The organism is Aminicella lysinilytica (genome assembly GCF_004362975.1).
GTDB classification, from domain to species: Bacteria; Bacillota; Clostridia; order Peptostreptococcales; family Anaerovoracaceae; genus Aminicella; species Aminicella lysinilytica.
In genome coordinates this window covers 11,727-35,619 of the sequence record NZ_SNXO01000002.1, presented here as the reverse complement: position 1 = coordinate 35,619, position 23,893 = coordinate 11,727, and the positions used below count along the sequence as shown (strand labels likewise).

The window sequence follows — 23,893 nt, the reverse complement described above, 5'->3', positions numbered from 1 at the left end:
ACATCTCCATCCAAATCCCTACGGGATCATATTTTCATGATCAGCAGTCCTGCTACGCAACAAATTGCCGCAAAGACCCAGAACATTTTAACTACAGAAGTCTCTTTCATTCCACCCAATTCGAAATGGTGGTGGATAGGTGCCATGCGGAATAATCTCTTGCCTGTAGTTTTAAAACCAATAACCTGTATTATTACCGAAAGAGCCTCTACAACAAACACCAGCCCTACGAATGGTATCATAAGCTCCGCCTTTGTCAGGATGACTGCCGCCGCCAGGCCTCCGCCGAGAGCCATCGAACCCGTATCTCCCATAAACACCTGAGCTGGGAATTTGTTAAAGAACATAAATCCTATGCATGATCCGACAATAGCCAGGCAGTAAACTCCGCTTGGGAAAGCCGAAAATCCGTCGGCAATTAGGGCGAATCCAAAGGCGAATATAGCGGTCACGCCGGCACAAAGTCCGTCCAGACCGTCTGCAAGGTTGACGCTGTTGGCTACAGCTACGATAACAAAAGCTACAAAAGGTATGAACCACATGCCGAAGTCTACGTCTTTGTCTATGAACGGCACCCACACGTTAGTGCCCAGGTTAGTATATTTCACTACATAATATCCAAATCCAACGCCGAGTACTATCTGGAAGAGAAGTTTCTGCCAGGCTCTCAATCCAAGATTGTGTTTCTGTGTTACTTTGATAAAGTCATCAGCAAAGCCGATCAGCCCGTAAAGAGCCCCGAATATCAGAAGTATTCCCATGTCCCTTGTGAGAGACGTGCCTATCATAGATACCAGGCATATAGACGCATATATAGCTATGCCGCCCATAGTAGGCGTTCCCTCTTTCTTCTTGTGAGACTTTGGCCCCTCTTCCCTTATAAACTGCTGAAACTGTCTGTGTTTCAGAATTGGTATTTCAATAGATGTAAATACCGATGATGCCATAACGGCCAGTGCGATTATCACTATATACTGATATACTTGCATACTTTTCCCCTATCCATTAATAATTTTATCTGCAACTTCATCCATGTGTAAGGCATTAGATGCCTTTATCAAAACTATGTCTCCGGATTTCAGAAGTCCTGACAGTTTACCGTACAGTTCCTCCTTGGATCCAAACCACATAGCATTACCACCTTTTTCATCTGCGCCTGCGACGATTGCCTTAGCCTTGTCCTCTACTCCAATAAGCAGATCGACTCCGCTTTCAACTGCGAAGTCCCCCACTTTTCTGTGGTAAACTTCAGAGTCAACTCCCAATTCGTTCATTCCGCCCAAAATGGCTATATGTCTCTGACCTTCAGTATTCATGAGAGTATTGATCGCCGATTTCATTGATTCAGGAGCTGCATTATAAGTGTCGTCAATAACTTTTATTCCGCGGCTTTCCCTGAGGGCAAGCCTCTTGCCTGTAAGCTCCAGGTGACCCAAACCTGCTATAGCCTGATCCATAGTGATACCAACCTGCGAGCAGGCTGCTATGGCCAAAGCCGCGTTTATTGCATTATGAGCTCCCGGTACGCCGAGAAATATCTTCCTGCTGTCGCCATGGACAGTCAAAGTAAATTCTATACCTTTTTCGCCTAAATCGCAAACATTAGATACGGTATAATCATTATTTTTTTCTCCAACGCCGATTACCTTGTAATCTTCATGTATATCTTCCTTGTTTAAAAGGTCGCAGGACTCATTAATGACCAGCGCATTGTCCGGTCCGAAGTAGTCCGCTATTTCCATCTTCGCCTTCAGTATGTTTTCCCTGCTTCCCAGGTTTTCCAGATGCGATATGCCTACATTGGTTATTATTGCCACATCCGGTCTGGTAATAACTACAAGCCTGTGTATCTCGCCCGCATGATCCATGCCTTCTTCAAATACTGCAATGTCCATACTATCGTCTAAAGAGAAAATTGTCAATGGTACTCCCACATCATTGTTAAAATTAGCCATTGACCTGCCGGTCTTATACTTCTCACAACACATATAGTAGACCATGTCTCTGGTTGACGTTTTACCTACGCTTCCCGTAACAGCCAGCCTTTTCACATGGATCTTGTCAAGATAATACTTAGCCAGGGCCTGCATAGCCGCAAGCGTATCATCAACAAAAATCACATTGCAAGCTGTAAGGCCCGCAGTGGCATCTTTGTTCGATGTCAGGAAAGTCCTGCATCCCGCCTCGGCCGCCATGGGTATGAATTTATGTGCGTCATGATTCTCACCCTTCAGGGGTATGAACAAAGTCTTACACCCCACCCGGCGTGAATCAGTGCTGACATTATCTATTGTTGCCTGGCCATTCCCCCAAAGCAAACTCCCATTGGTTGCCTTTGTTATTTCATCTATGGTAATAGGATTCATCTACATGTTCCTTTCTATTTCTTGTAAAGGTAAACTGTGCCGCCCTTACTGATACGTTTCCCAGCCTTAGGATATTGGTCAACTACCTTGAAATCTGATTTCGACGCTGAGGACGGGCTTGCTTTATATTTAAGTCCATAGCCACCGAGTATTCCGACAGCATCACTGTAGCTCTTTCCGGTAACATTAGGCACATAAGCGTATGAAGCACTCTGAGACCTGGTCTCAGCCTTAGTGTATTTAGGAGTGATCTCCATATATGTTAATGCGTTCTGCAAAAAGTTTTTGGCAATAGGCGCTGCTACAGCACTTCCGTACTGGATACCTTTCGGACTGTCTACGACTACCAGCACAGCCAGTTTAGGATCATCTATAGGCGCAAGTCCTACGAATGATGAGTATGTATCACTGGTGTAGCTGCCGTTTACGACTTTATCAGCAGTACCTGTCTTTCCGCCTATTCTGTATCCGGTTATCTTGGCGTTTCCTCCGCCGCCTTTTTCAACAACGTATTCCATTATGTCTCTCATCTCTGATGCCGTCTTAGATGATATCACCTTGCGGACCTTGACAGTGTCATATGTCTTAACAGTTTTTTCATTTGAATCTGTAAGTTTTTCAACTATTCTCGGCTGCATCATCACTCCGCCGTTTCCTATAGAACAAACAGCAGTAAGAAGCTGTATAGGCGTTACCGCTATGCCCTGTCCATAGGACATAGTCGCCAGATCCACATTGGTCAGATTGCTCTTGCTCTTGATTATAGCCGAAGTTTCTCCCGGCAGATCCACATGGGTAATGCTGGTGATCCCAAACATTTCAAGATAATTATAATACTTATCCTTTCCGAGAGCCAGCGCCAGACGCACCTGCACAGGATTGCAGGAATTGCCTACTGCCTGTACCAGATTTTCCGCTCCATGACCCGCCAGATTCCAGCAATGAAGGGTTGTTCCGTCTACTGTTATGGAACCGCTGTCATAATACCTGGAAGATGGCGTAGTTACACCCTCCTCCAAGGCCGCTGATGTAGTTATCAGCTTAAAAGTGGATCCCGGTTCATAGGTATCGCTGATTATTGGATTCTTCCACATGGAACTTAGGTATTTACTCTGTCCATTGTCTGATAAACTGTTGAAGTATTTCTTTGCCGCAGACGAAACCGGTTCTGTAGCATTGTTGGGATCGTAGGATGGACTCGTGACCATTGCCTTGATATCACCGGTCTTAGGATCCATAACCAGACACATTATACGCTTAGCCTTAGTTTTTTTAAGGCCTGTGGCAACCGCCTTCTCCGCGTAGTGCTGAAGTACTTCGTCTACAGTCAACGTAACATTGTAACCGTCCTTAGCCTGATAGTATTTCTGACTGCCGTATGACAGAGTATCGCCATTCAGATCAGTTTCTTTGATCCATCTGCCGGCTACCCCGCTTAAGTACCCATCAAACTCTGCTTCTATTCCTGTGCGGCCTTCGTTATCATCGTTGACACTGCCCAGCAGCTGAGAAGCCGATGTTCCGAAAGGATAGTAGCGCTTGGTGTTTTCAGCTACCTCCAAACCCGTTATATCCAATTTCTTGATTTTATCTATAGTTGATTTATTCAGATACCTGGCCACCTTGACCAATGTAGTACTTGAAGTCATATCCTTCTCGACATCTGAAGATTTCACATCAAGTATCACGGCAAGTTTTTCACTCAACTCACTGATTTTAGAGGACGTATAGTTTTTCTTTATCTGCGCAGGCCTTACCCATATAGAATAACAGGTAGCACTGGCTGCCAGTTCCTGACCTTTGGTATCATAAATAGCACCCCTCTTAGCTTCCAGCGGTATGTCGCTCATCTGCTGATTAGTTGCCTTCTGACTGTAATCATCAGCCTTGACTACCTGTATCCACGCTGTACGCAATGCCAGTGCAACTATCAATGCAGCAATTATTATAAATGCGTATATTATTCTATTCTTATTTGTCTTATTGACTTTTGCCATTAGCTTCTCCATTAAAAATGCCAGACAGCTGATAATGTATTAAGTTGTCTGGCTACCCCTTATTAAATTATAATCTATATCGCTCCAATAATAAAGGCTTAATTATAAGCTTCTTTTCTAATGACCGTAGCAAGATTACTATTAGCCTTATCATTGTCAGTGATATATACACATTCGTCTGAAGTAGGATAAACCATACCTAACTTGTTCTTAGCCACAGACTCAATGTGATCTATGTTGTTTGCTGTCTTGATCTGAACGCTCAGAGTTTCAACCTCTCCCTGCAGGGCTTTATTCTTGTCTATCAGATTGTTGTTTTCTACACGAAGCTCGGCCGCATAAGCTGTAAGTACTACCATAGCTATGCAGATAACTCCTACCAGTATCAATGTCATCAGTATCCTTCTCTTGTCCTGTACATTCATATCTCTACCTCTAAATCTTCTCACACACCCGGAGCTTAGCACTCCTTGATCTCGGATTACCTTCCAGTTCTTCTTCACCCGGGATAATAGGTTTCCTCGATATTTTCCTTACATCTGCCACTTTACCGCATACACATACGGGAAATTCCGGTGGGCAGGTACATGGATCAGCTCTTCTGTTGAAAGTTTCTTTCACTATCCTGTCTTCCAGGGAATGGAATGAGATTATACATAGCCTGCCTCCTGTATTCAGCACATCGAAGAATTCATCGATGGCATCCTCAAGCTGTCCAAGCTCGTCGTTTACCTCTATTCGTAATGCCTGAAAAGTTCTCTTGGCCGGATGAGGGCCGTTCCTCCTTGCCTTGGCCGGTATGGCTGCTTTTATTACATCTACCAGTTCTGCTGTCGAAGTGATCGGTCCCTCCTTGCGCCTTTCTACTATGAACGACGCTATTCTGGCGGCCCATCTTTCTTCGCCATACTTGGAAATCACTCTCGTCAATTCCTTTTGATCGTATGTATTGACTACATCATATGCGGTAAATCTATCGTCCTGATTCATCCTCATGTCCAAGGGCGCATCCTGCATGTAGGAAAATCCCCTTTCGGCGTTATCCAGTTGGAATGATGAAACTCCCAGATCCAGCAGAGCCCCGTCTATTTTCGGGATCCCGCTCTCGGTTAGTACCGATTTAATATCCGAATAGTTACTTTGAACGAATAACTTATTGCATTTGAATTCTTTCAATCTTTCTTCTGCCGCTTCAAGGGCATCGGTATCTCTGTCTATTCCTATAAGTGTACCTTCCGGCGATAACTTCTCACAAATGTGAAATGAATGCCCTCCGCCACCTAGTGTACCATCGACGTATATTCCGTCAGGCTTTATATTGAGATTTTCGATGCACTCTGACAGCAGCACCGGTGTATGTTTAAATTCCATAACAGCACCTAGAAATTATATTCCTTAAGGGCATCTGCAAATTCATCAGAGCCCATGTTACCTTCATTTTCGGGTGTATCCCATACCTCCTTGCTCCATATCTCTATTTTCTTCATAGCTCCCATGGTTATAAGGTCTTTGGTTATTCTGGCATAGTCCTTAAGATCCTGAGGAATCACTATTCTGCCCTGCTTATCGAATTCACATTCGACAGCGTTAGCACAAAAATGTCTGATAAAAGCTCTTATCTTCGGATCCGATTCCGGAAGTTCTGCTATCTTTTCCATCTGCTGTTCCCAGTCACCCATAGAATAAATGTACAGGCACTGGTCAAGGCCTTTGGTAAGTACGCATCTTCCTCCCAGCTGATCGCGATGCTTAGAAGGCACGATCATTCTGTTCTTGGCATCTATTGAATTGTTATACTTGCCCATGAACATGTCTGTTCTCCTTCTAAACCACTACGTTACTTTACTGTTACTCCATTCTACACCACTTTCCACCACTTTTCAACAATTTATCGACAAATTCAGGTTTTTCTCACCACTATATGGTACTATATATTCAAAAAATCCATTAAAAAAACGTGCAAACCACATCATCTTGTGGTTTGCACGTCCATGCGCACTATATGTGAACTAATTACCTAGAATCTTTTCTTGTTACTGAATATAGGCTTTTCTTTCGCCTGCTTAGGATAGCGAGTTTTTCTCCTGCTCTTCTTTCCCGGTTCGAAGCCTCCGCGATACCTGCGACTGCCAATGCCACCTGCTATGAAGATGATCAGCAGCAACAGTACTGCAATGATTATCACGCCTATGCTTACTACGACGCCTACCATTTTATTAGGCTGTTTAAACAAGTTTACAGGGTTGAAACTAGTATCATAGTTAACTCTGCCATCAGCCTTTGCATAAGACGCTGTGCCCTGCTTCCTCAGGTAACTGGCTAATGAAGACCAGGCTTTCTGGTCATTACCGTTACTGCCTGCCAGGTTTACACTTGACTCGATACTTGTGTCGCCACCTAAAAGATTCTTTATCTGCTTAAATGTGTAAGCATCTGCAACTACGCTATAGGACTTGCTGTCGCTGATGCGTCCGTTTTCACCTTTTACCTTCATATCGTAAACCCTGTTAGTCGATATACGGTGTGGATTGTAGGAATAAGTCAGACCGCCAAAATACAGTTTAGAATCTGCCTTGGATTTTCCCGGCTTGGATCCCTTTTCTGCAAGTGTTTTTATCTGAGAACCTTTCAGCGAGAATTTCACTAACTGATAACCTGCCATGCCATCCTTTCCTGTGCCCTTTGACAGTACTGCGAAAGCATCTCCGGCAGTCACTTTGCCGCTACTGATAGTGTCGCTGACCGCCCCGCCTGAAACAGCACTTATGCTGCTGTTACTGTCAGAACTCAGATAAGCATCCGCTATGATATCTCCCAGCGGATTATCACCCTCTGTAGTCGCAAGACTGCTGACACTTGGAAAATCAAAGTCGCTGGTAGTCAGCCTCTGCCCATAAGTGAATCCATATTTGGAAAAATACCCGCTGTTATAGAGATTCTTCAATCTACTAGCTGTAGAAGAAACTGTATAATCATCAGTAATAGAACTGTTCAGCTTCTGAAGTTTATATGACTTATATTCATAAGAGCCGCTCTTCTTAGTGAAAACAACTGTACCTATGCTGCCTGAGCCCTCTCCTGTGCTTACTATCTCAGTGCCATTCTCTTCAACAGGTTCTGTAAGCGTTGCAGTACTGTTACCGCTGATTATGAGATCGATACCATCTACTCCGCTTGCTATTTTCTTCGCTGCTGACTGAGAAGTGTCCGAGCCGCCGTTTCCTGTATTGGCAAGGCAGACTATCATATCTACGTCTTCGCTTTTCTTGATTTCAGACACTACCTTGTTGGCAGATTCCACAGGATCATCCAAGGAGCATCCGTCTGCCGATGCACTGTCAAAGGAATCCTTGCCTATTATCCCGAATACTGCGACCTTGACGCCATAATTGTTCACAACTATGTAATCCTTAACTCCATACTTTTTGAAAGCGGCAGTAAGGTCCGAGTCACCGCTGATGTTTGCTGCCACCAGATTAGGCACCTGATCTCCGGAGTTCTTGGCTTTCTTCAGCATGGCCTCAAGGCCTGAAGCCCCATGGGATAATTCGGCGCTTCCCAGTGTAGTCGCATCATAACCTGTGGCACCCATGACGCGTAATTCTGCAGCTTCAGATTCAAATATAGTCTGATATGGATTCCCCATGGAGAAATTACCCCCATCGAACAAATATGATGCAGGATATTTATCCGCCTTAGCATCAGCATATGTCTTGATTTTCGCATAAGAATCAAACGAAGACTTCATGTCATCAGTAAATGAAATGCAGATAGAATTCTTGTCTCTCTGAGTGTAGGTATTGTTCTCATCGTAGTAGTAATCCGCAAGATAATCCATTGTCCTGTCCCCATAAACAGTACCTATGGTTGCGGAACCCTTAGTGTAATTCGTATAATCTCCATAGGCGAATACAAATGTCGGCATAGACATAGTAAATGCCAGCAAAATGGCTAATATAGTTATCCTGAATTTTGACATCTGCTTAAACCTCCAAAGTATACTTCCATGAACAGTGACAGGTATCGTCCGTTATATCCGGATAGCAGCTTATGGCCTCGCAGGAGAACCGATTGTCGATGGTCTTGCCAAAGAGCCCATACTCTATCTCACCGACACTCTTGCAGGGATGAAACTCCATTCCCTTCTTCTCCCGGGCATGCTGCACCCTGCATTCGAGTATTCTGTATGTCAATGTATTACCATCGATTATTATCTCATCCTTTGAGAAATTACAGTAAAACCTCAACTGCAAAGCCTTGGCCAGTCCTTCTATGCCTCCTTGATCAGGCAGTTTCAGAAACTCCTTGATTTTCTTGGCCTCGATCACAGTGAATTTTTCCCAGACCCTGCGGTCGTGTTCCATAGCCACGTCCATACCGTAGGTCTTTTCAAATTCCTGGAACCAAAGTCCATCATCAGCCAGCCAGTTTTTAGAATATATCTCAATAAGCTCAATTAGCTCTTCCTTGCTAAATTGCTTCAAATAATCATTTGTCATTTCTTTCATCATCAATTGTTTCTCCGTCCTGGGAAGTTTCTTGATGGCTGCTTCCCGCTTCATAGCCTCTTCTTTAGTCATATGTTCCTCATAATAGACTAATCTGACAGGTCCGCGGCCTCTGGTGTATTTAGCACCTCTGCCACAGTTATGAGTTTCTACACGCTTTTCCAGATCATTGGTCCACCCCGTATAGTAACTTCCGTCAGCACATTCTAATATGTATGTATAATTCACTTTCATCGCCTCATTATATCATAAAATCCATTATTTGACTATTTACATAACATTATATATAATAATCAATAAATAGTACATTAATTTTTCTTAAGAATAGGAGCAAAACATGAGATACAGACTACTTAGTAAAATCCTCGCCATATCATTAACTCTGGCTCTGGTATTCGCCACCGGTGTCCCATCTTTTGCTGCAGCCATCAAGAAACCTTCGATCAACGCCAGGGGGGCCATCGCCTACTGCGCCGAGACAGGGAAAGTTTTGTACTCTAAGCGGGCCAACACCAAGTACGACCCTCTCAGCACAACCAAACTGCTTACGGCGTACATCGTCATGAAGCGCGGCGTGGACCTGAACAAAACCGTCACTATAAGTTCCGAGACGGCCTCCACTCCGTGGATGAGCTGGTATCACCTGCGCAAAGGTGAAAAAATCAAGGTGAAATATCTTATGTATTTTGCTTTGCTGCCATCTGAGAATGACGCGGCCGCGGCCCTTGGACAGGCAGTCGCCGGCAACAAAAAATCCTTTGCAAAGATCATGAACAAGGAGACCAAGGCCCTCGGCTGTACTAACAGCCACTTCACCAATGCTCACGGCTGCATATATAAAACTCATAAGAGCACGGCTAAAGACATGATGCTCATAGCCAAAGCTGCCTTCAGGTACAGCTTCATCAGGAAGGTATGCGGCACCAGATCCTATACAATACCTAAGACTAATAAGTATCAAAAGCGCACGGTCTATATGACAAACAACTTTATTTACTATTTCAATAAATCCAGCTACAGCAAGTACAATGTCAAAGGCGGAAAGACCGGCACCTGGGACTATGGGAACGCCGCTTTGGTAGAAATGTCCAAGCAATCCGGGAAAACCATCTACACTGTGGTTTTCAAGGACAGCACCAAGTATAGATACACCGACACCAAGAAGCTTATCAACTACAGTAAGAAGGTTCTGGCGGCTCAAGCCAAGGAAGATCAGGATAAAGAAGATGCAACTACCGGTGATACAACCGGAGGCACTACCGGCGATACGGCAGGCGGAACTACAGGTGGTACAACCGGCGATACGACGACTACTACCGGCAACTGATAAACAACGAATGCATGTAAGGGGCTACTGCACAAAGATGCAGCGCCCCTTTTGATTGCACTCTAACGTACCTTATCCTTCTTTATAACCGGTGAGTTTATAGCCAGCTTCCTCAGTCACGGCGGCGAATTCCGCCTCGCTTACAGACTTCTCAGCCTTCACATGGGCCAGCCCATTCTCAAGATCTATGGTAGCCTCTACCCCGTCCATTTTGTTCAAAGCCTCTGTCATATGCTTCTGACACATCTGGCACATCATTCCTTCGATTTTAAATTCATAATTCATACTGTTATCCTCCTGTATTACTATATTTTCTCCGTCCGCTTCGTGGCGGTCGGTCTTAAACCTCTTAAGTCTCAAGGCATTTCCAACTACGCATACGCTTGACAGACTCATAGCTGCCGCTCCTATCATCGGCGAAAGCAATATGCCCAATGCCGGATATAAGACACCTGCCGCAACAGGTATGCATATGATATTGTAGAAGAACGCCCAGAACAGATTCTCCTTTATATTCTTCATAACGGCCCTAGAAAGTCTGATAGCAGTCACTGCATCCAGCAGGTCACTGCGCATGAGTACGGCGTCGGCGCTTTCTATGGCCACATCTGTACCCGCTCCTATGGCTATGCCCAGATCCGCTCTGGCCAGGGCCGGCGCATCGTTGACACCGTCTCCTATCATAGCCACCTTATGGCCTTCCGCCTGAAGAGCCGCCACCTGCTTCTCCTTGTCCTGAGGCAGAACTCCCGCAATGGCTTTAGTTATGCCCAGTCGCTTTCCGATGGCGTTGGCCGTCCGCTGGTTGTCTCCTGTGAGCATGACCACATCTATACCCAGCTTCCTGAAATCGTCAATGGCCTCTTTACTGGTGGCCTTTTCTGTATCTGCAACTGCGATCATGCCTATCACTTTATTGTCCTGAGCAAATATCAGCGGCGTCTTGCCCTCCCCTGCTAGGTCGTCTGCCTTCTGAAGGCTTTCATCGTCAGGGTCTACGCCTGCATCAGTCATCATGGCGGCATTGCCTGCGAAATACTGCAAGCCGCCTAAGACAGCCTTGATGCCTTTACCAAAGACAGCTTCAAAGCTTTCCACTTCTGCGGGGGCCATTTTTTGTTCCCGTGCGAAAGTGCACACTGCCTCAGCCAGGGGATGCTCGCTGCCCGTCTCCATGGCGGCGGCCATAGACAAAAGTCTGCTTTGGTCTATTCCGAATGTCAGCACATCGGTCACCTTCGGTCTGCCTTCGGTTATGGTGCCGGTCTTGTCCATGACCACAGTGTCTATGCTGTGGGCCGTTTCCAAAGCCTGGCCGGACTTGATGAGTATGCCGTTTTCCGCGCCTTTTCCTGTGCCGACCATTATTGCCACAGGCGTGGCAAGACCCAGGGCACATGGGCATGAGATGACCAGGACAGCAATGGCTGTCGACAGGGCGAAGCCCAATGTGGCGCCGGCTACGAGCCAGATCACGGCCGTTGCCAGGGCTATGAGCATGACCACAGGAACAAAAACTCCCGCTATCTTGTCTGCAAGTCTGGCTATAGGGGCTTTGCTGGCGCTGGCTTCGTCCACAAGTTTTATTATCTGATTAATGGTAGAATCACTGCCGACCTTGTCGCAGATCACCTTTATGAATCCGGTTTTGTTTATGGTGCCGGAAACCACTCTGCTTCCTGCGGACTTCTCCACAGGCATACTTTCACCGGTTATGGCCGATTCGTCCGTAGTGGTATTTCCCTTCTCAATTCTCCCATCTGCGGCGATTCTCTCTCCCGGCCTGACGACCAGAATATCTCCGACTCTCAGCTCATCAGCAGATATTGTAACTTCTACGCCATCCCGCTCCACGTTAGCTGTAGCAGGAGCCAACTCCATGAGTTTCTCAATAGCCTGGCTGGTCTTCCCCTTGGAACGTGATTCCAGATACTTTCCAACAGTTATGAGAGTAAGAATAGTTCCTGCAGATTCAAAGTAAACCTGAGAACTGTATTTATGTATCAGCTCCATATTGCCAATCTCGTAGCCTCTGGTCATCATAAATATAGAAAACGTTCCATATAAAATTGCTGCCAGTGTACCTACGGCAATGAGGCTGTCCATATTTGGGCCGCCACGCAAGAGGCTCGGTATGCCGTTTCTGAAATACTTGAAGTTCAGTGCTACGATAGGAATCAGGAGCAGCACCTGAACCAGAGCTATGGTCAGGGGACCGCCCATGATCCCATGACCCACCACCATATGGCCCATGGCCACTGCCATCAGCGGCAACCAGAATACTACAGACCATATGAGCCTGAGTTTCATATTGGCCGCGTCATCAAGAGCCGCGTCTGATGCTCCTCCGGTCCTGGCATTGCTGACCTGCCCGCCTCTTTGATCCGGCCCATCTACAGCCGCGCCATATCCGGCCTTTTCCACAGCCCGTACTATATCGGCATCACTTATTTTATTGTCATCGCGGTTCAGTCTCATGGTCCCCGTCAGAAGATTGACACTGACATCCTCAGCTCCGTCCAGTTTCTTAACGGCCTTTTCCACCCGCGAAGAGCAGGCAGCGCAGGACATTCCCGTTACGTTGAATTTTTCTTCTATCATTTCATCATCTTCGGAAGCAGTTCGCAGAGTTCTGCCACTGCCTCGTCATTCCCCTCTTTAATATCTTCTACTACGCATGACCGAATATGCTGCTTCAGCAAAGCCGTGTTGAAAGCCTTCATGGCCGACTCGGCGGCGCTGGCCTGGGTCATGATATCTACGCAGTATTTATCAGCCTCCACCATTTTCCTGATGCCTCTGATCTGGCCCTCTATCCTGTTAAGCCTCTTGATCAGGTCATCGTATTCTTTTCCTTCTCTATGCTTGGTCTTGCCGGTGCAGGCAGGACATGTATTCTTATCCATAGGTACGCCTCCTTTATGCTAGGGATTATATACCCCCTTGGGGTATATGTAAACCCCTTAGCACAAAGTTATCTTTGTCAGGCTTATGCCAGCCCATAATAAAAGAGCGCCCTGTACACGGCCGTACAGCTGGACGCTCCATTAATAAGCTATATTTTGTTCCTGACCGGACTCAGACCCGGAGGCCCCCTTCTACCAATACATTCTCAACAGGCCTGACGCCCATAAGACATTCGATGTTGGTTTTGCCCGTGACCTTTGTCTTGAAGCCGTACAACTCCCTGGCCACCGGATCACCACTTAAGGAAATCTCCGGCTCAGCCATGTATATTTCTATGTCCGAATCCAGAGGCGCTTCCTTCATGAATCTGATGTTGATAGAAGTCACTTCCTTTTCCGTAATGCCTGGGATCCTGTCCCATACCATATCCGGATAATTGGTGTTGGTCAGATGCCCGTTCATATCAGTTTCACTGTAGTAAACATGGTGGTCGCCGGCCTTGCGAAATTCCAGATCCTTAGGGAAATGGAACTTCTTAGGTATATCCAGATTCAGCGGCTCATCGGTCTCGTATCCTGATATATCTACCTCGCTGGACCTCCAGAGCCTTCCCGTTTCGTGATTGACTACGGCCCACTCGCTGTAGCCCTCCGCCACGACCTTACCTTCACGTCTTATGACATAACATCTCGGGAAAGTTGCACCCTTGTCAGGGCATCTCCAGGTACCCACCTCAATATGGTCGTACTGGTGGAGCTGGTCATAGATCTGGACCGACATTCTGGTCACTATGAAAGCTTTGCCTTCGAAGAACAGGTCGTAATATGACGGTTTCCTGTCCCTCATCTGATGATTGGCCGTTTCCTGCATATAACGTATGAGGATCGTCGGCCTTATATTATTGTTCTTGTCCGCATCGTGACAACCTATCTCGTATTTTTCTGTGTATTCCATTAGATTTTCTTCCTCTTGCAGTATTAATTTCTCATAAAATTATAACATGGTTTAGGTCAAAAATCTCTGTACGATTCTGTGGTTTTGTACAATTTTCTTCTATTGTTCGCCCCACTGGACTATCTTGTAATACTCCTTGGCCGTAACCAGATACACGAATGCGTATATGGCCGCGAAGGCCAGGAATGTCAGCGCAGAGCACTCCACGAACAGGCCTACATTGTTCAGACTGAACAGACTCAGCATCTGCCGAACCATATTGAAAGCGCCTGCCATATGACAGCCTGCCACAATGAGTGGTACGAAGAATACTGCCACTACCTGAGACCTTATGCTCTTGCGGACTTCGGCTTTGCCCATGCCCACCTTCTGCATAATCTCGAATTTTTCTTTGTCGTAATAGCCTTCTGATATCTGCTTATAATAGATTATCAAAGCTGCCGCGAAGGTGAACACCAACCCTAAGAAGATTCCCAGGAACAGGAAGCCGCCAGTGAATCCGCCTAACTGGTTTTTTATATCCGAACGCAGCCGTACCCTACCGCCTCCAACAGAAGAGCAGTTAGCATACTTCTGAGCCATTGCTTCTGTAGCACTATTGGAACTGTCAGTATCAAAGGTTGCAATATACGTCATACCATTATAGGCATCGCCTGCGGCCCTGACCATGGACTTTACCTTACTCAGATTGGATACCACTATGTTATATGTATTCACACCATTGATGTTCCCTGAAGCCATAAGGTTCTTCACGTACTTGACAGTCGTGTAACTCTCACCGCCATAAGTGAATGTGTCCGGAGTTTCAGTACCAGAGCTTATTACTTCATTTCCGCTTATGCCGGCCTTCTCCCCTGTAATCCGTTCGTACTCGTCAGCGGTAATAATATTCATAATGCTATAAGAATCGCCAAACTCGAAGGACGTATCCTTGAGTTTCAGCGCTATGGCAGCCGCTGTGAAATTAGTGGTGCCCTTCGCCTTCACGTCGGACCTAGCCGCAACGGCCTTAAGACCCGACAATGTGGAATCCAGATATGCCGGTTCCATTTTGTTCATATCAGGCTCATCTATGAAAACCTGGCTTACAGTCACGTCCTTCGGCGTCATCTGATCGATTACATCGTTGATTCCTGCTGACATGCAGACCGTAGTAGATACCATTACCAGTACCATAGTCGACAGTATGCAGATGTTCGCCATGCCTACAGCGTTTTGTTTCATCCTGTACAGCATACCCGACACGGCCGTGAAATGTCCCGGCTTGTAATAGTAATTTTTGTTCCTGCGCAAAGCCTTCAGTACGACTATGCTCACAGTCGTGAACAGAAGGTACGTGCCGATGATGACCAGCACCACAGCCACAAAGAACAGCGCGATGGCTTGCAGCGGGTTGTCTATGGTTATGGCTATGATATAGCCGGCCGCCAGGCATATTACGCCGATGACTGACATTACTATTTTAGTCTTAGGTTCCTGTTCGCCTACGCTTGAACCGTGGAGAAGCTCTATTGGCTTGGCCAGGTGTATCTTCATCTGATTTCTCAGAAGGACCAGCAGGAACAGCGCACCGAAAAATATGGCGGTAAAAACTACGCCTATCCAGGAAATGTTGAAGACTATAGGAACGGATACTCCCATTATCTTGCATAGTATCATGTGGACAAGTTTGCTGAACAGTACGCCGATCAACAGGCCTGCAACTATGGAAAATAAGGAGGTGATGAGATTCTCCGTAAAGAGGATCTTACCTATGTGCTTTTTTTCCATTCCCAGTATGTTGTACAGGCCTATCTCCTTATTGCGTCGCTTCATGAGGAAGCTGTTTATGTAAAATATGAAAATGATAGAAAATATCCCTATTATCACACAGCCCAGTACCATTATGAAGGAGATATACTCCGCTCCCGCCAGACTGGCGAGGCCTTTGTTAAATGCCAGATAACACATGATATAAAACATCATGATTATGCCAACCGATGCCAGAACGTAAGGCAGATAGAACTTTCTGTTCTGCTTGATATTGTTCCAGGCCAGCTTAAGTGTAAATCCCTTACCCATTGCAAACACCCCCGCTTGCAAGAATAGTCAAAGTGTCCGAAATCTTTGCGAACATTTCCTCGTTGGTCATCTTCGCCTTATATATCTGATGGAATACTTCTCCATCCTTGATAAACAAAACTCTCTTGGCATGGCTTGCAGCCTTGGTGCTGTGGGTTACCATGAGTATTGTCTGACCCTCGTCGTTTATTTCATTGAATAGATCCATGAGGCTGTCTGCGGCGTTAGAATCCAAGGCCCCTGTCGGCTCGTCTGCAAGAATAAGCTCCGGCTTGGTTATGAGAGCTCTTGCTACGGCCGCCCTTTGTTTCTGTCCGCCTGATACCTCGTATGGGAATTTCTCCAGCAGATCGTTTATCCCCAGTTTATCTGCTATAGGTTTGATTGAGGATTCCATAAGGCTCATATCTTTGCCTGCCAGTACCAGTGGCAGATAAATATTGTCTCTCAGTGAGAATGTGTCCAATAGATTGAAGTCCTGGAATACGAATCCCAGATTATCTCTTCTGAAAGCTGAAATTTCCTTTTCCCTTATCTGAGTGATGTTCCTTCCGTTAAGGAGGACCTCGCCGCTCGTAGGTTTATCAAGAGACGCCAGTATATTCAGCAGCGTCGTCTTTCCTGAACCGGATTCTCCCATGATTGCCACGTATTCACCCTCTTCAACAGAGAATGTCACATTCTGCAACGCCTGTACCTGATTGCCACCGAACCTGGTAGTGTAGATTTTCTTTAAATTCTTAACTTCTAATAACGACATTAATAACTCCTTTCCTTATCTCAAATGCCCTTCTTGTTATTATATTAGCAAAAAAAATAAGGCAGTGCATATACATTGCCTTACAATCCATCACTCAAAACTTACATTTTTGTAAGCCAGGTCAAGCTTTAGCTTTGTTCCTACGCCTACCTCTGACTCGGCCGTAATACTATGACCAAGTCTTTTGGCTATGACCGAGCAAAGGTAAAGGCCTATGCCTGTGGATTTCTGGTCGTTACGACCGTTATACCCGGTGAAGCCCCGATCGAATATACGCGGCAGATCCTCGTCCTTGATGCCTATGCCGGTGTCCTGGATCACCAGAGCACTGCCTTCCATATATATGGATATGCCGCCAGAATCTGTGTACTTCAAGGCGTTGGAAACCAGCTGTCCTATGATGAATGACAGCCACTTGGCATCGGTGATCACCGTCACATCTGTCGGTTCATAGCTTAACTTGAGCTTTTTCTTTACAAATACTACAGAGTACTTCTTAATTACATCCTTTATTATCAGGTCCAGCTCCTGTTGCGTAAACAGATAGTCCGTCTGCTCGCTGCCCAGTCTCAGATACTGCAGCACCATCTCAACATATTCCTGGATCTTCATGAGTTCCAGCTTCATGTCAGCCTTTTCTTCTGAGTCGCTGCTCTGTACAAGCAGATCCAAGGCCGCTATAGGCGTCTTGATCTGATGTACCCACATAGTATAGTAATCTGTCATATCAGTCCTGGCTATATCAAGTTTGGACGCAGCATCTTTAGATGCATTCATGAGTTTGTCCGTTATAGCCTGATACTCCGACTCTATATCGTCCGCCGCCTGGGGATACTGATATGATCCATAAGGCACGCTTCCCTCAATATGTTTCAGCTTATCTACCTTCTCGCAATACCTGTAGCAGTCGTAAGCCAGAAAAACTGCGCCGAAAAAGGCGCACAAAGTAATGGCATATAAGCATCCTGCCGCCGGCATGTCATACAACTTAGCCACCAGTATGAAAATCATCAGGAATACTACAAATCCTACTATTGACTTGGCTTTACTCTTAAGATACCGTCCAAACATCACTCCACCACATATCCCATGCCTTTCTTGGTCTTGATGAAATCCGCAAGGCCGCTGGCTTCCAACTTCTTTCTGAGCCTTGCCACATTGACTGTAAGCGTATTCTCATCTACGAAACTCTCTGTCTCCCAGAGCTTGATCATAATGTCATCTCTGCTGACTACCTTACCCTTATTGCTCATGAGAATTTCCAGTATCTTATACTCGTTCTTGGTAAGATCGATTTTCTCACCGTTATAAGACAAACTGGCATCGTTAAGATTCAATACGGCTCCCTGATGTTCCAAAACTCCTATCTCTGACTGACCTCCGAAATCGTAGGTACGTCTTAAGAGTGCCTGCACCTTAGCAGTAAGCACCGTCAGATCAAAAGGTTTGGCGATGAAATCGTCAGCTCCCATATTCATGGCCATAACTATATTCATATTGTCAGCTGTAGATGAAATAAATATTATAGGTACCTTGGAAACTTCTCTAATCTGTGTGCACCAATGGTATCCATTATAAAAGGGCAGAGAAATATCGAGAAGGACCATGTCCGGCTCATAATCGGCGAAATCAGTCATGACGGAATTGAAATCCGTCACGACCATTGCCCGAAAGCCCCATGCTTCCAACTGTTTCTTTATCTGCCCCGAAATGATCTTATCATCTTCGACAATTAAAATCTTATGCATTTATATAAGCCCTTTTTCCTGTAAAAATTCCTTAGCTACATCGGCAGGCTCTCTACCCTTTACATCGACTTCATAGTTGAGTTTCATCATTACCTTGTCTGTAAGGTATGGACTCAGACTATTTACGACCTTCTTGAGTTCAGGATATTTCTTCAGTATCTCTCCTCTTATACACGGTACGGCATAGTATGGAGGGAACAGCTGATCCATATCCTTCAGAACTACCAAGTTATACTTGAGCAACAATCCATCTGTAGCGAAGGCATCTACCACTTCAACCTCTTTATTCTTAAGAGCAGTATACCGCGGCGAGCCGTCTAAGGCAACAACTTTCTTGAAGTTTGCTCCATACTTGGATTTCAGAGCCGGCATACAGTCGCCTCTGTTCTGGAATTCCAGAGTACACCCTAATCTGAGCTGATTATCATAATTCATCAGATCCGATATGGACTTGATGTTGTACTTCTTGGATGTGTCTTTTCTTACGGCCAGTGTGTAAGTATTGTTGAAATTACACTGGTTCAACAGTTTGATATTGTATTTGCTATCCATCTCAGACTTACAGCTGTTATATACCTTATTCATATCAGTCGCAGCCGAATGTTTCAGCAGATCGCAATATATGGTGCCTGTGTAGTCCACATACATATCTATTTCGCCCTTCTTCAGAGCTTCATAGCAGACCTGCGTACCGCCCAGGTTTTCCTTGCGTACGACATTTATATCTGTCTGTTTTTCTATGACATCCGAGTACAGGTTACAAAGTATAAGCTGTTCTGTGAAGTCCTTACTTCCTATGGTTATAGTCTTCTGAGTTTTTTCTATGCTGCTGTATATACCATTTCCTATGAGTAAGCAGATCAGAACTGCCGCAACTATGAGAACGACCTTCTCGCGTTTTCTGCTCTTCCTGACCTGTTCCTTAGAAGCACCGAATTTCTTCTGCAGACTGATAGGTGTAACCAGCTTTTCTACGAGTCCCATGAGGAAATCTACGATCAAAGCCAGTATACATGCAGGTATAGCACCTGCCAGTATCTGATAATTGTTTACTGTACGTATTCCAGCGAATACCAGATATCCTAATCCGCCGGCACCGATAAATGCAGCCATTGTCATAAGACCTACAGCTGTTACAGCTGATATCCTGACTCCGGCCATTATTATAGGTAATGCCATCGGTAACTTGACCTTTTTCAGGACTTGCCACTTGGTAAGTCCGATTCCGTATGCAGCCTCTACCAACTGCGGATCTATGCCTGAAATACCTGTGTATGTGTTTTTGATTATAGGCAATAACGAGTAGATTATTACCATTACCACTGCCGGCAAAACTCCGATGCCCAGCAAAGGTATGCCGAGTCCTAAAAGGGCCATGCTTGGTATGGCCTGAACAACATTGGCTGCTCCTATTACAGGTTTATCAAGTTTTTTTACGTAACTGATGAGTATTCCAAGTGGAACACCTATAAGTATTGAAATGCCTACGGCTATAGCCGTCATTTCTATATGCTCTATTGTGAGGCTCCAGATCTGCGATCCGTGAGCCACCATATAATTGATCAATGTGATCATGACAGGCTCACCTCACTCTCTTCTGATATTTCATTCTCTGCCGGTGTTTTCCGGTCTTCCTGCTCTTCCGTAACTTCCTGATTTTCCAGCAGGAACTGTTTGCTCAATGTGGAGACAAGATTACTGTTCGTAAGCAGACCAACCAGTTTTCCATCATCGTCCACTACCGGCACATTGTTTACCTCCGCCTCATCTATCATCTTAAGGACATCTACGATACTGTCCTGCGGATGAGCAGTATAACTGACTGATGACATTATGTCATCGGCTCTTGACAAAGGATTACGGCTCTTGAACAAAGCCTTTCTTCCTACCATGCCAAGGAGCTTGTCTTCTGTATCAGTGACAAGCAGTGTATCTATGTGATGGTTTTTCATTCTTGTAACGCACCTCTTGGCATTTAACTCTCCCGAGCATGTTATGGGACTTCTTATCATAAAGTCCTCTACCTTGATATACTCCGGCGAATCCCATATCCTGTTTACGCCTACAAAGTTGGCTACATAGTCATCAGCAGGATTTCTTAATATTTCTTCTGGAATGTCATACTGTAATATGTGACCATCCTTCATGATACATATCTTATCCGCTATCTTAATAGCTTCATCCATATCATGTGTGACAAAAATCATTGTCTTTCCGACTTGAGACTGTAGTTTAACAAGCTCATCCTGCAAGGCTATCCTGGTCAACGGATCCAATGCCGAGAACGGCTCGTCAAAAAGAATGATTTCAGGATCGTTGGCCATGGCTCTTATAACGCCTATTCTCTGTTGCTGACCACCCGAAAGTTCTGTTGGATATCTGTCCAGATACTCATCCGGATCCATATCCACCATTTTCATCAACTTTACGGTATTCTCCATTATTTCTTCCTTGGGTTTACCTTCCAGTTCTTCTATTATCTCTATATTCTGTCTTATAGTCATGTGTGGAAAGAGTCCGCCCTGCTGGATCACATATCCCATTCTCCTACGCAACTGGACCTTGTCTATATCTTCGATATCAACATCATCGATAAAAATTTTGCCTTTGGATACCGGCGTAAGCCTGTTTATCATCTTCAGCGTAGTGGTCTTACCGCAACCGCTCGGGCCGATGATAACTGTCAGCTCTCCATCTCGGATGTCCATGGAAATGTCATCTAATACCAACTTCCCCTTGAAGTCTTTAGAGACATCTTGTATTCTGATCATAACAAAACCCCCTGTTCTAAAAAAAAACGCTCATTCCTTCTCCACGAGCAATACCTAACTTTAATTATACCTATAATTCTGAAAATAGTCAAACTACAGAATCTCAGTTTTGTATAAAGAGGAGACCATACTTGTATGATCACCTCGAGTTTTCTACGGTTTAAGGTAGCAGCGCGCATACCCCTACTGCGCATATGATGCCTACCATACCTCCTGCTATTACTTCCGGTATAGTGTGACCCGTTCGCTCAAGCATAGGCTTCTCATAGAGAGGCTCCTCACCGCGGTCTATTTCTATTTTTCTTATTTTGTTCAGTGCCTTTGCGGCCTGACCTGTCTCATAGCGCACGCCAACAGAATCATATATTACTACTATTGCAAAGAACACAGCCATAGCAAACTCAAATCCGCCCAGACCACATACAATGCCTGTAGATGCTGCAAGGCTCACAACTGTAGCCGTGTGGGCACTGGGCATTCCACCGCTGGCGAAAATACTATCGCGGGCAAACCTGCCTCTGAACTGGTCTACTACATTCTTTGCTAACTGAGCAGCAAACCAGGCAGCAGCAGCCGATACAAATATTTTGTTCGTTATGAGATCGATCAAAATCCCCATGATTTTCTCACCATACCCATTTCTGTATGCTATTCAGGCAACTTGGCGTTTTCTGACATTTTCGCCATATCCTCCCCAATGGCTTTTAGATCGGATTCTATCTTCAGAAGATCTTCAGTTCTAACCGTTTTAGGGCTCAGAAGCAATTCTTCCATACTTTTGTTTACATTAGCGTAAAGGCCCTGCAGATCTAAGAACTTACAGAAATTAGTGCTTGTCAATGCGCTCTTAAATTTATCGATATCCGCCCTTATGACCTTAATAAGCTCGTTTTCATTAGACGGCTTGCCCATAAGCATTGGATAGGGTTCAAGTCTCTGAAGATAAATATCATCGTTCTCCTTCATTTCGTAAAGATAGAACACCTCAACCTTCTTAGAGTCATTAGGTGTGTCAAGTTCAAACTTGGCTATGTTTATATAACACGGTTTGACCTTGATCGAAACGGCTCCCATTTGTTTTAGAACTGTATTTACCATATAATCGGTAACAGTATCTTGTAACATAATTATTTCCTCCTTAATTTCTTTTCATCTACTAGTAAATTATATCATCTTTCATTATATAGGTAAACCTACCTGATACTTCAAAAGAAGGAATATCATAGCGATAGTTACCGTTATTATCATGACCGGCATGCCGACCTTAGTATAATCCTTAAAGGATATAGGGTATCCATGTCTGCCGGAAATACCTGACAGTACAACGTTAGCTGAAGCACCGATCTGAGTACCATTTCCGCCGAGACATGCGCCCAGTGAAATAGCCCACCATAGTGGCGTAATATCCATTCCCTGCTGTCCCATAGCCAATATCAACGGGATCAGAGTTGCTACGAATGGTATATTGTCCAATATGGCTGACAGGAACGCTGAAGCCCACAGCAGTATCATCATTGTCATTATCAGATGTCCACCTGAGAAATCCATAATAAGGTTTGCAAGCTGACTTATTACACCGGTCTTGACCATACCTCCTACTACTATGAACAAGCAGATAAAGAACAACAACGTAGGCCATTCTACATCCGATACTACTTCATCAATATCCTGATGCCCAATTATCATCATTATTGCTGCAGCCGTAAGAGCCACTGCCGAACTTTCGATTCCAATCTTACCATGTATAACGAAGGCTACTACGATAAGGACTATCATGGCTATGCTGATTTTCATCAGCTTAGGATCTGTTATAGCCTTATTCTCATCAAGTTCCATGATTTCCTTGACCGCATCGGCATCTGCCGAAAGCTTCTTCTTATACGCAACCTTCATAAAGAATATTATTACTATCAGTCCTATTGTACAGGCAACTCCTGTGTTTTCCACGAAATCCATAAAACTCAGATTAGCTGCACTACCGATCATAATATTCGGTGGGTCGCCTATGAGTGTCATAGTACCGCCTATGTTAGAAGCAAATATCTGTCCGAGAAGTATAGGTACCGGATTGATTCTCAACATCTGCGCCATTGTCAGCGTCATTGGTCCCATAAGCAGTACAGTAGTAACGTTGTCCAGTAACGCAGAACATACAGCAGTAATTATCATAAACACTACCATTATCTTCCACGGATCACCCTTTGCCATCTTAGCTGATTTAATTGAAACATACTCGAAAAGGCCAGAATGTTTAACTACTGCTACGAACAGCATCATTCCTACCAGCACTCCAATCGTATTGAAGTCAACATAACCTATGGCCTCATCCACAGTGAGTATTCCTGTCAGAAGCAAGGCTACTGTCCCTGCTAAAGCTGCAGCTGTCCTGTGGACTTTTTCAGTCATAATAACCGTTATGACAGCTACAAAAATAATAATTGATACAACTTCCTGATTCACTAATTCCTCCGATTCTATCCTAACTGGTAATAAA

At 45.0% G+C, this 23,893-nt stretch carries 21 protein-coding genes; 1 reads left to right on the top strand and 20 read right to left on the bottom strand.

The window, feature by feature from the left end; translation table 11 throughout:
- Window positions 1-26: 26 nt before the first annotated feature.
- The 8 genes from mraY to EV211_RS00590 form a co-directional block, all read right to left on the bottom strand.
- Window positions 27-989, bottom strand: a complete 963-nt coding sequence (gene mraY / locus EV211_RS00625; RefSeq protein ID WP_133527499.1) for a phospho-N-acetylmuramoyl-pentapeptide-transferase — start codon at window positions 987-989, stop codon at window positions 27-29.
- A 9-nt stretch (window positions 990-998) separates the two neighbouring features.
- Window positions 999-2,366 carry a UDP-N-acetylmuramoyl-tripeptide--D-alanyl-D-alanine ligase gene (locus EV211_RS00620; protein ID WP_133527498.1) on the bottom strand — a complete coding sequence of 456 codons (1,368 nt, stop codon included), beginning with the start codon at window positions 2,364-2,366 and terminating at the stop codon, window positions 999-1,001.
- A gap of 14 nt (window positions 2,367-2,380) precedes the next feature.
- Window positions 2,381-4,363, bottom strand: coding sequence for a penicillin-binding transpeptidase domain-containing protein (locus EV211_RS00615; protein WP_166635314.1), 1,983 nt, complete (start codon window positions 4,361-4,363; stop codon window positions 2,381-2,383).
- A gap of 98 nt (window positions 4,364-4,461) precedes the next feature.
- A complete protein-coding gene (locus tag EV211_RS00610; protein WP_133527496.1) occupies window positions 4,462-4,788 on the bottom strand; it encodes an FtsB family cell division protein in 327 nt (108 codons plus the stop codon).
- A 10-nt stretch (window positions 4,789-4,798) separates the two neighbouring features.
- Window positions 4,799-5,734, bottom strand: coding sequence for a 16S rRNA (cytosine(1402)-N(4))-methyltransferase RsmH (gene rsmH, locus EV211_RS00605; RefSeq protein WP_133527495.1), 936 nt, complete (start codon window positions 5,732-5,734; stop codon window positions 4,799-4,801).
- Window positions 5,735-5,742: 8 nt separating this feature from the next.
- Window positions 5,743-6,174, bottom strand: a complete 432-nt coding sequence (gene mraZ / locus EV211_RS00600; protein WP_133527494.1) for a division/cell wall cluster transcriptional repressor MraZ — start codon at window positions 6,172-6,174, stop codon at window positions 5,743-5,745.
- Between the two features lie 206 nt (window positions 6,175-6,380).
- On the bottom strand, window positions 6,381-8,342 hold the full coding sequence (locus EV211_RS00595) for a bifunctional metallophosphatase/5'-nucleotidase (protein WP_133527493.1): 1,962 nt from the start codon (window positions 8,340-8,342) through the stop codon (window positions 6,381-6,383).
- Window positions 8,343-8,346: 4 nt separating this feature from the next.
- Window positions 8,347-9,099: a DUF6125 family protein gene (locus EV211_RS00590; RefSeq protein ID WP_133527492.1), complete on the bottom strand. Its 753-nt coding sequence runs from the start codon at window positions 9,097-9,099 to the stop codon at window positions 8,347-8,349.
- Between the two features lie 109 nt (window positions 9,100-9,208).
- Here EV211_RS00590 and EV211_RS00585 point away from each other — a divergent pair, with 109 nt between their 5' ends.
- A complete protein-coding gene (locus EV211_RS00585) occupies window positions 9,209-10,198 on the top strand; it encodes a D-alanyl-D-alanine carboxypeptidase family protein (protein WP_133527491.1) in 990 nt (329 codons plus the stop codon).
- A gap of 72 nt (window positions 10,199-10,270) precedes the next feature.
- On the opposite strand, the gene EV211_RS00580 is transcribed toward EV211_RS00585, so the two are convergent.
- The 12 genes from EV211_RS00580 to EV211_RS00525 all read right to left on the bottom strand — a co-directional run bounded on the left by EV211_RS00580 (window position 10,271) and on the right by EV211_RS00525 (window position 23,859).
- Complete coding sequence (locus EV211_RS00580; protein ID WP_133527490.1) at window positions 10,271-12,799, bottom strand: heavy metal translocating P-type ATPase; 2,529 nt, start codon at window positions 12,797-12,799, stop codon at window positions 10,271-10,273.
- Complete coding sequence (locus tag EV211_RS00575) at window positions 12,796-13,104, bottom strand: metal-sensing transcriptional repressor (protein ID WP_133527489.1); 309 nt, start codon at window positions 13,102-13,104, stop codon at window positions 12,796-12,798. The genes EV211_RS00580 and EV211_RS00575 overlap by 4 nt, the downstream gene beginning before the upstream one ends.
- A gap of 172 nt (window positions 13,105-13,276) precedes the next feature.
- Window positions 13,277-14,059 carry an acyl-ACP thioesterase domain-containing protein gene (locus tag EV211_RS00570; protein ID WP_133527488.1) on the bottom strand — a complete coding sequence of 261 codons (783 nt, stop codon included), beginning with the start codon at window positions 14,057-14,059 and terminating at the stop codon, window positions 13,277-13,279.
- A gap of 99 nt (window positions 14,060-14,158) precedes the next feature.
- A complete protein-coding gene (locus EV211_RS00565) occupies window positions 14,159-16,120 on the bottom strand; it encodes an FtsX-like permease family protein (protein ID WP_133527487.1) in 1,962 nt (653 codons plus the stop codon).
- On the bottom strand, window positions 16,113-16,880 hold the full coding sequence (locus EV211_RS00560; RefSeq protein WP_133527486.1) for an ABC transporter ATP-binding protein: 768 nt from the start codon (window positions 16,878-16,880) through the stop codon (window positions 16,113-16,115). Before EV211_RS00560 ends, EV211_RS00565 begins: the two co-directional genes overlap by 8 nt.
- Window positions 16,881-16,970: 90 nt before the next feature.
- A complete protein-coding gene (locus tag EV211_RS00555; RefSeq protein WP_133527485.1) occupies window positions 16,971-17,951 on the bottom strand; it encodes a sensor histidine kinase in 981 nt (326 codons plus the stop codon).
- Window positions 17,951-18,628, bottom strand: coding sequence for a response regulator transcription factor (locus tag EV211_RS00550; RefSeq protein WP_133527484.1), 678 nt, complete (start codon window positions 18,626-18,628; stop codon window positions 17,951-17,953). Before EV211_RS00550 ends, EV211_RS00555 begins: the two co-directional genes overlap by 1 nt.
- Window positions 18,629-20,203, bottom strand: coding sequence for an ABC transporter permease/substrate-binding protein (locus tag EV211_RS00545; RefSeq protein WP_133527483.1), 1,575 nt, complete (start codon window positions 20,201-20,203; stop codon window positions 18,629-18,631).
- The gene (locus EV211_RS00540; RefSeq protein WP_133527482.1) at window positions 20,200-21,399 is read right to left on the bottom strand and encodes a betaine/proline/choline family ABC transporter ATP-binding protein; all 1,200 of its coding nucleotides are present in this window, start codon (window positions 21,397-21,399) and stop codon (window positions 20,200-20,202) included. The genes EV211_RS00545 and EV211_RS00540 overlap by 4 nt, the downstream gene beginning before the upstream one ends.
- A gap of 160 nt (window positions 21,400-21,559) precedes the next feature.
- A complete protein-coding gene (locus tag EV211_RS00535) occupies window positions 21,560-22,018 on the bottom strand; it encodes a divergent PAP2 family protein (protein WP_133527481.1) in 459 nt (152 codons plus the stop codon).
- 29 nt (window positions 22,019-22,047) lie between these two features.
- Window positions 22,048-22,524, bottom strand: a complete 477-nt coding sequence (locus EV211_RS00530; RefSeq protein ID WP_133527480.1) for a hypothetical protein — start codon at window positions 22,522-22,524, stop codon at window positions 22,048-22,050.
- 54 nt (window positions 22,525-22,578) lie between these two features.
- Window positions 22,579-23,859, bottom strand: coding sequence for an ArsB/NhaD family transporter (locus tag EV211_RS00525; protein ID WP_133527479.1), 1,281 nt, complete (start codon window positions 23,857-23,859; stop codon window positions 22,579-22,581).
- Window positions 23,860-23,893 lie beyond the last annotated feature (34 nt).

What these genes read in the sequence shown, in the direction of transcription:
- mraY (WP_133527499.1), bottom strand. Translation starts at nt 989, where the DNA reads ATGCAAGTATATCAGTATATAGTGATAATCGCACTGGCCGTTATGGCA.
- EV211_RS00620 (WP_133527498.1), bottom strand. Translation starts at nt 2,366, where the DNA reads ATGAATCCTATTACCATAGATGAAATAACAAAGGCAACCAATGGGAGT.
- EV211_RS00615 (WP_166635314.1), bottom strand. Translation starts at nt 4,363, where the DNA reads ATGGCAAAAGTCAATAAGACAAATAAGAATAGAATAATATACGCATTT.
- EV211_RS00610 (WP_133527496.1), bottom strand. Translation starts at nt 4,788, where the DNA reads ATGAATGTACAGGACAAGAGAAGGATACTGATGACATTGATACTGGTA.
- rsmH (WP_133527495.1), bottom strand. Translation starts at nt 5,734, where the DNA reads ATGGAATTTAAACATACACCGGTGCTGCTGTCAGAGTGCATCGAAAAT.
- mraZ (WP_133527494.1), bottom strand. Translation starts at nt 6,174, where the DNA reads ATGTTCATGGGCAAGTATAACAATTCAATAGATGCCAAGAACAGAATG.
- EV211_RS00595 (WP_133527493.1), bottom strand. Translation starts at nt 8,342, where the DNA reads ATGTCAAAATTCAGGATAACTATATTAGCCATTTTGCTGGCATTTACT.
- EV211_RS00585 (WP_133527491.1), top strand. Translation starts at nt 9,209, where the DNA reads ATGAGATACAGACTACTTAGTAAAATCCTCGCCATATCATTAACTCTG.
- EV211_RS00580 (WP_133527490.1), bottom strand. Translation starts at nt 12,799, where the DNA reads ATGATAGAAGAAAAATTCAACGTAACGGGAATGTCCTGCGCTGCCTGC.
- EV211_RS00575 (WP_133527489.1), bottom strand. Translation starts at nt 13,104, where the DNA reads ATGGATAAGAATACATGTCCTGCCTGCACCGGCAAGACCAAGCATAGA.
- EV211_RS00570 (WP_133527488.1), bottom strand. Translation starts at nt 14,059, where the DNA reads ATGGAATACACAGAAAAATACGAGATAGGTTGTCACGATGCGGACAAG.
- EV211_RS00565 (WP_133527487.1), bottom strand. Translation starts at nt 16,120, where the DNA reads ATGGGTAAGGGATTTACACTTAAGCTGGCCTGGAACAATATCAAGCAG.
- EV211_RS00560 (WP_133527486.1), bottom strand. Translation starts at nt 16,880, where the DNA reads ATGTCGTTATTAGAAGTTAAGAATTTAAAGAAAATCTACACTACCAGG.
- EV211_RS00555 (WP_133527485.1), bottom strand. Translation starts at nt 17,951, where the DNA reads ATGTTTGGACGGTATCTTAAGAGTAAAGCCAAGTCAATAGTAGGATTT.
- EV211_RS00550 (WP_133527484.1), bottom strand. Translation starts at nt 18,628, where the DNA reads ATGCATAAGATTTTAATTGTCGAAGATGATAAGATCATTTCGGGGCAG.
- EV211_RS00545 (WP_133527483.1), bottom strand. Translation starts at nt 20,203, where the DNA reads ATGATCACATTGATCAATTATATGGTGGCTCACGGATCGCAGATCTGG.
- EV211_RS00540 (WP_133527482.1), bottom strand. Translation starts at nt 21,399, where the DNA reads ATGATCAGAATACAAGATGTCTCTAAAGACTTCAAGGGGAAGTTGGTA.
- EV211_RS00535 (WP_133527481.1), bottom strand. Translation starts at nt 22,018, where the DNA reads ATGGGGATTTTGATCGATCTCATAACGAACAAAATATTTGTATCGGCT.
- EV211_RS00530 (WP_133527480.1), bottom strand. Translation starts at nt 22,524, where the DNA reads ATGTTACAAGATACTGTTACCGATTATATGGTAAATACAGTTCTAAAA.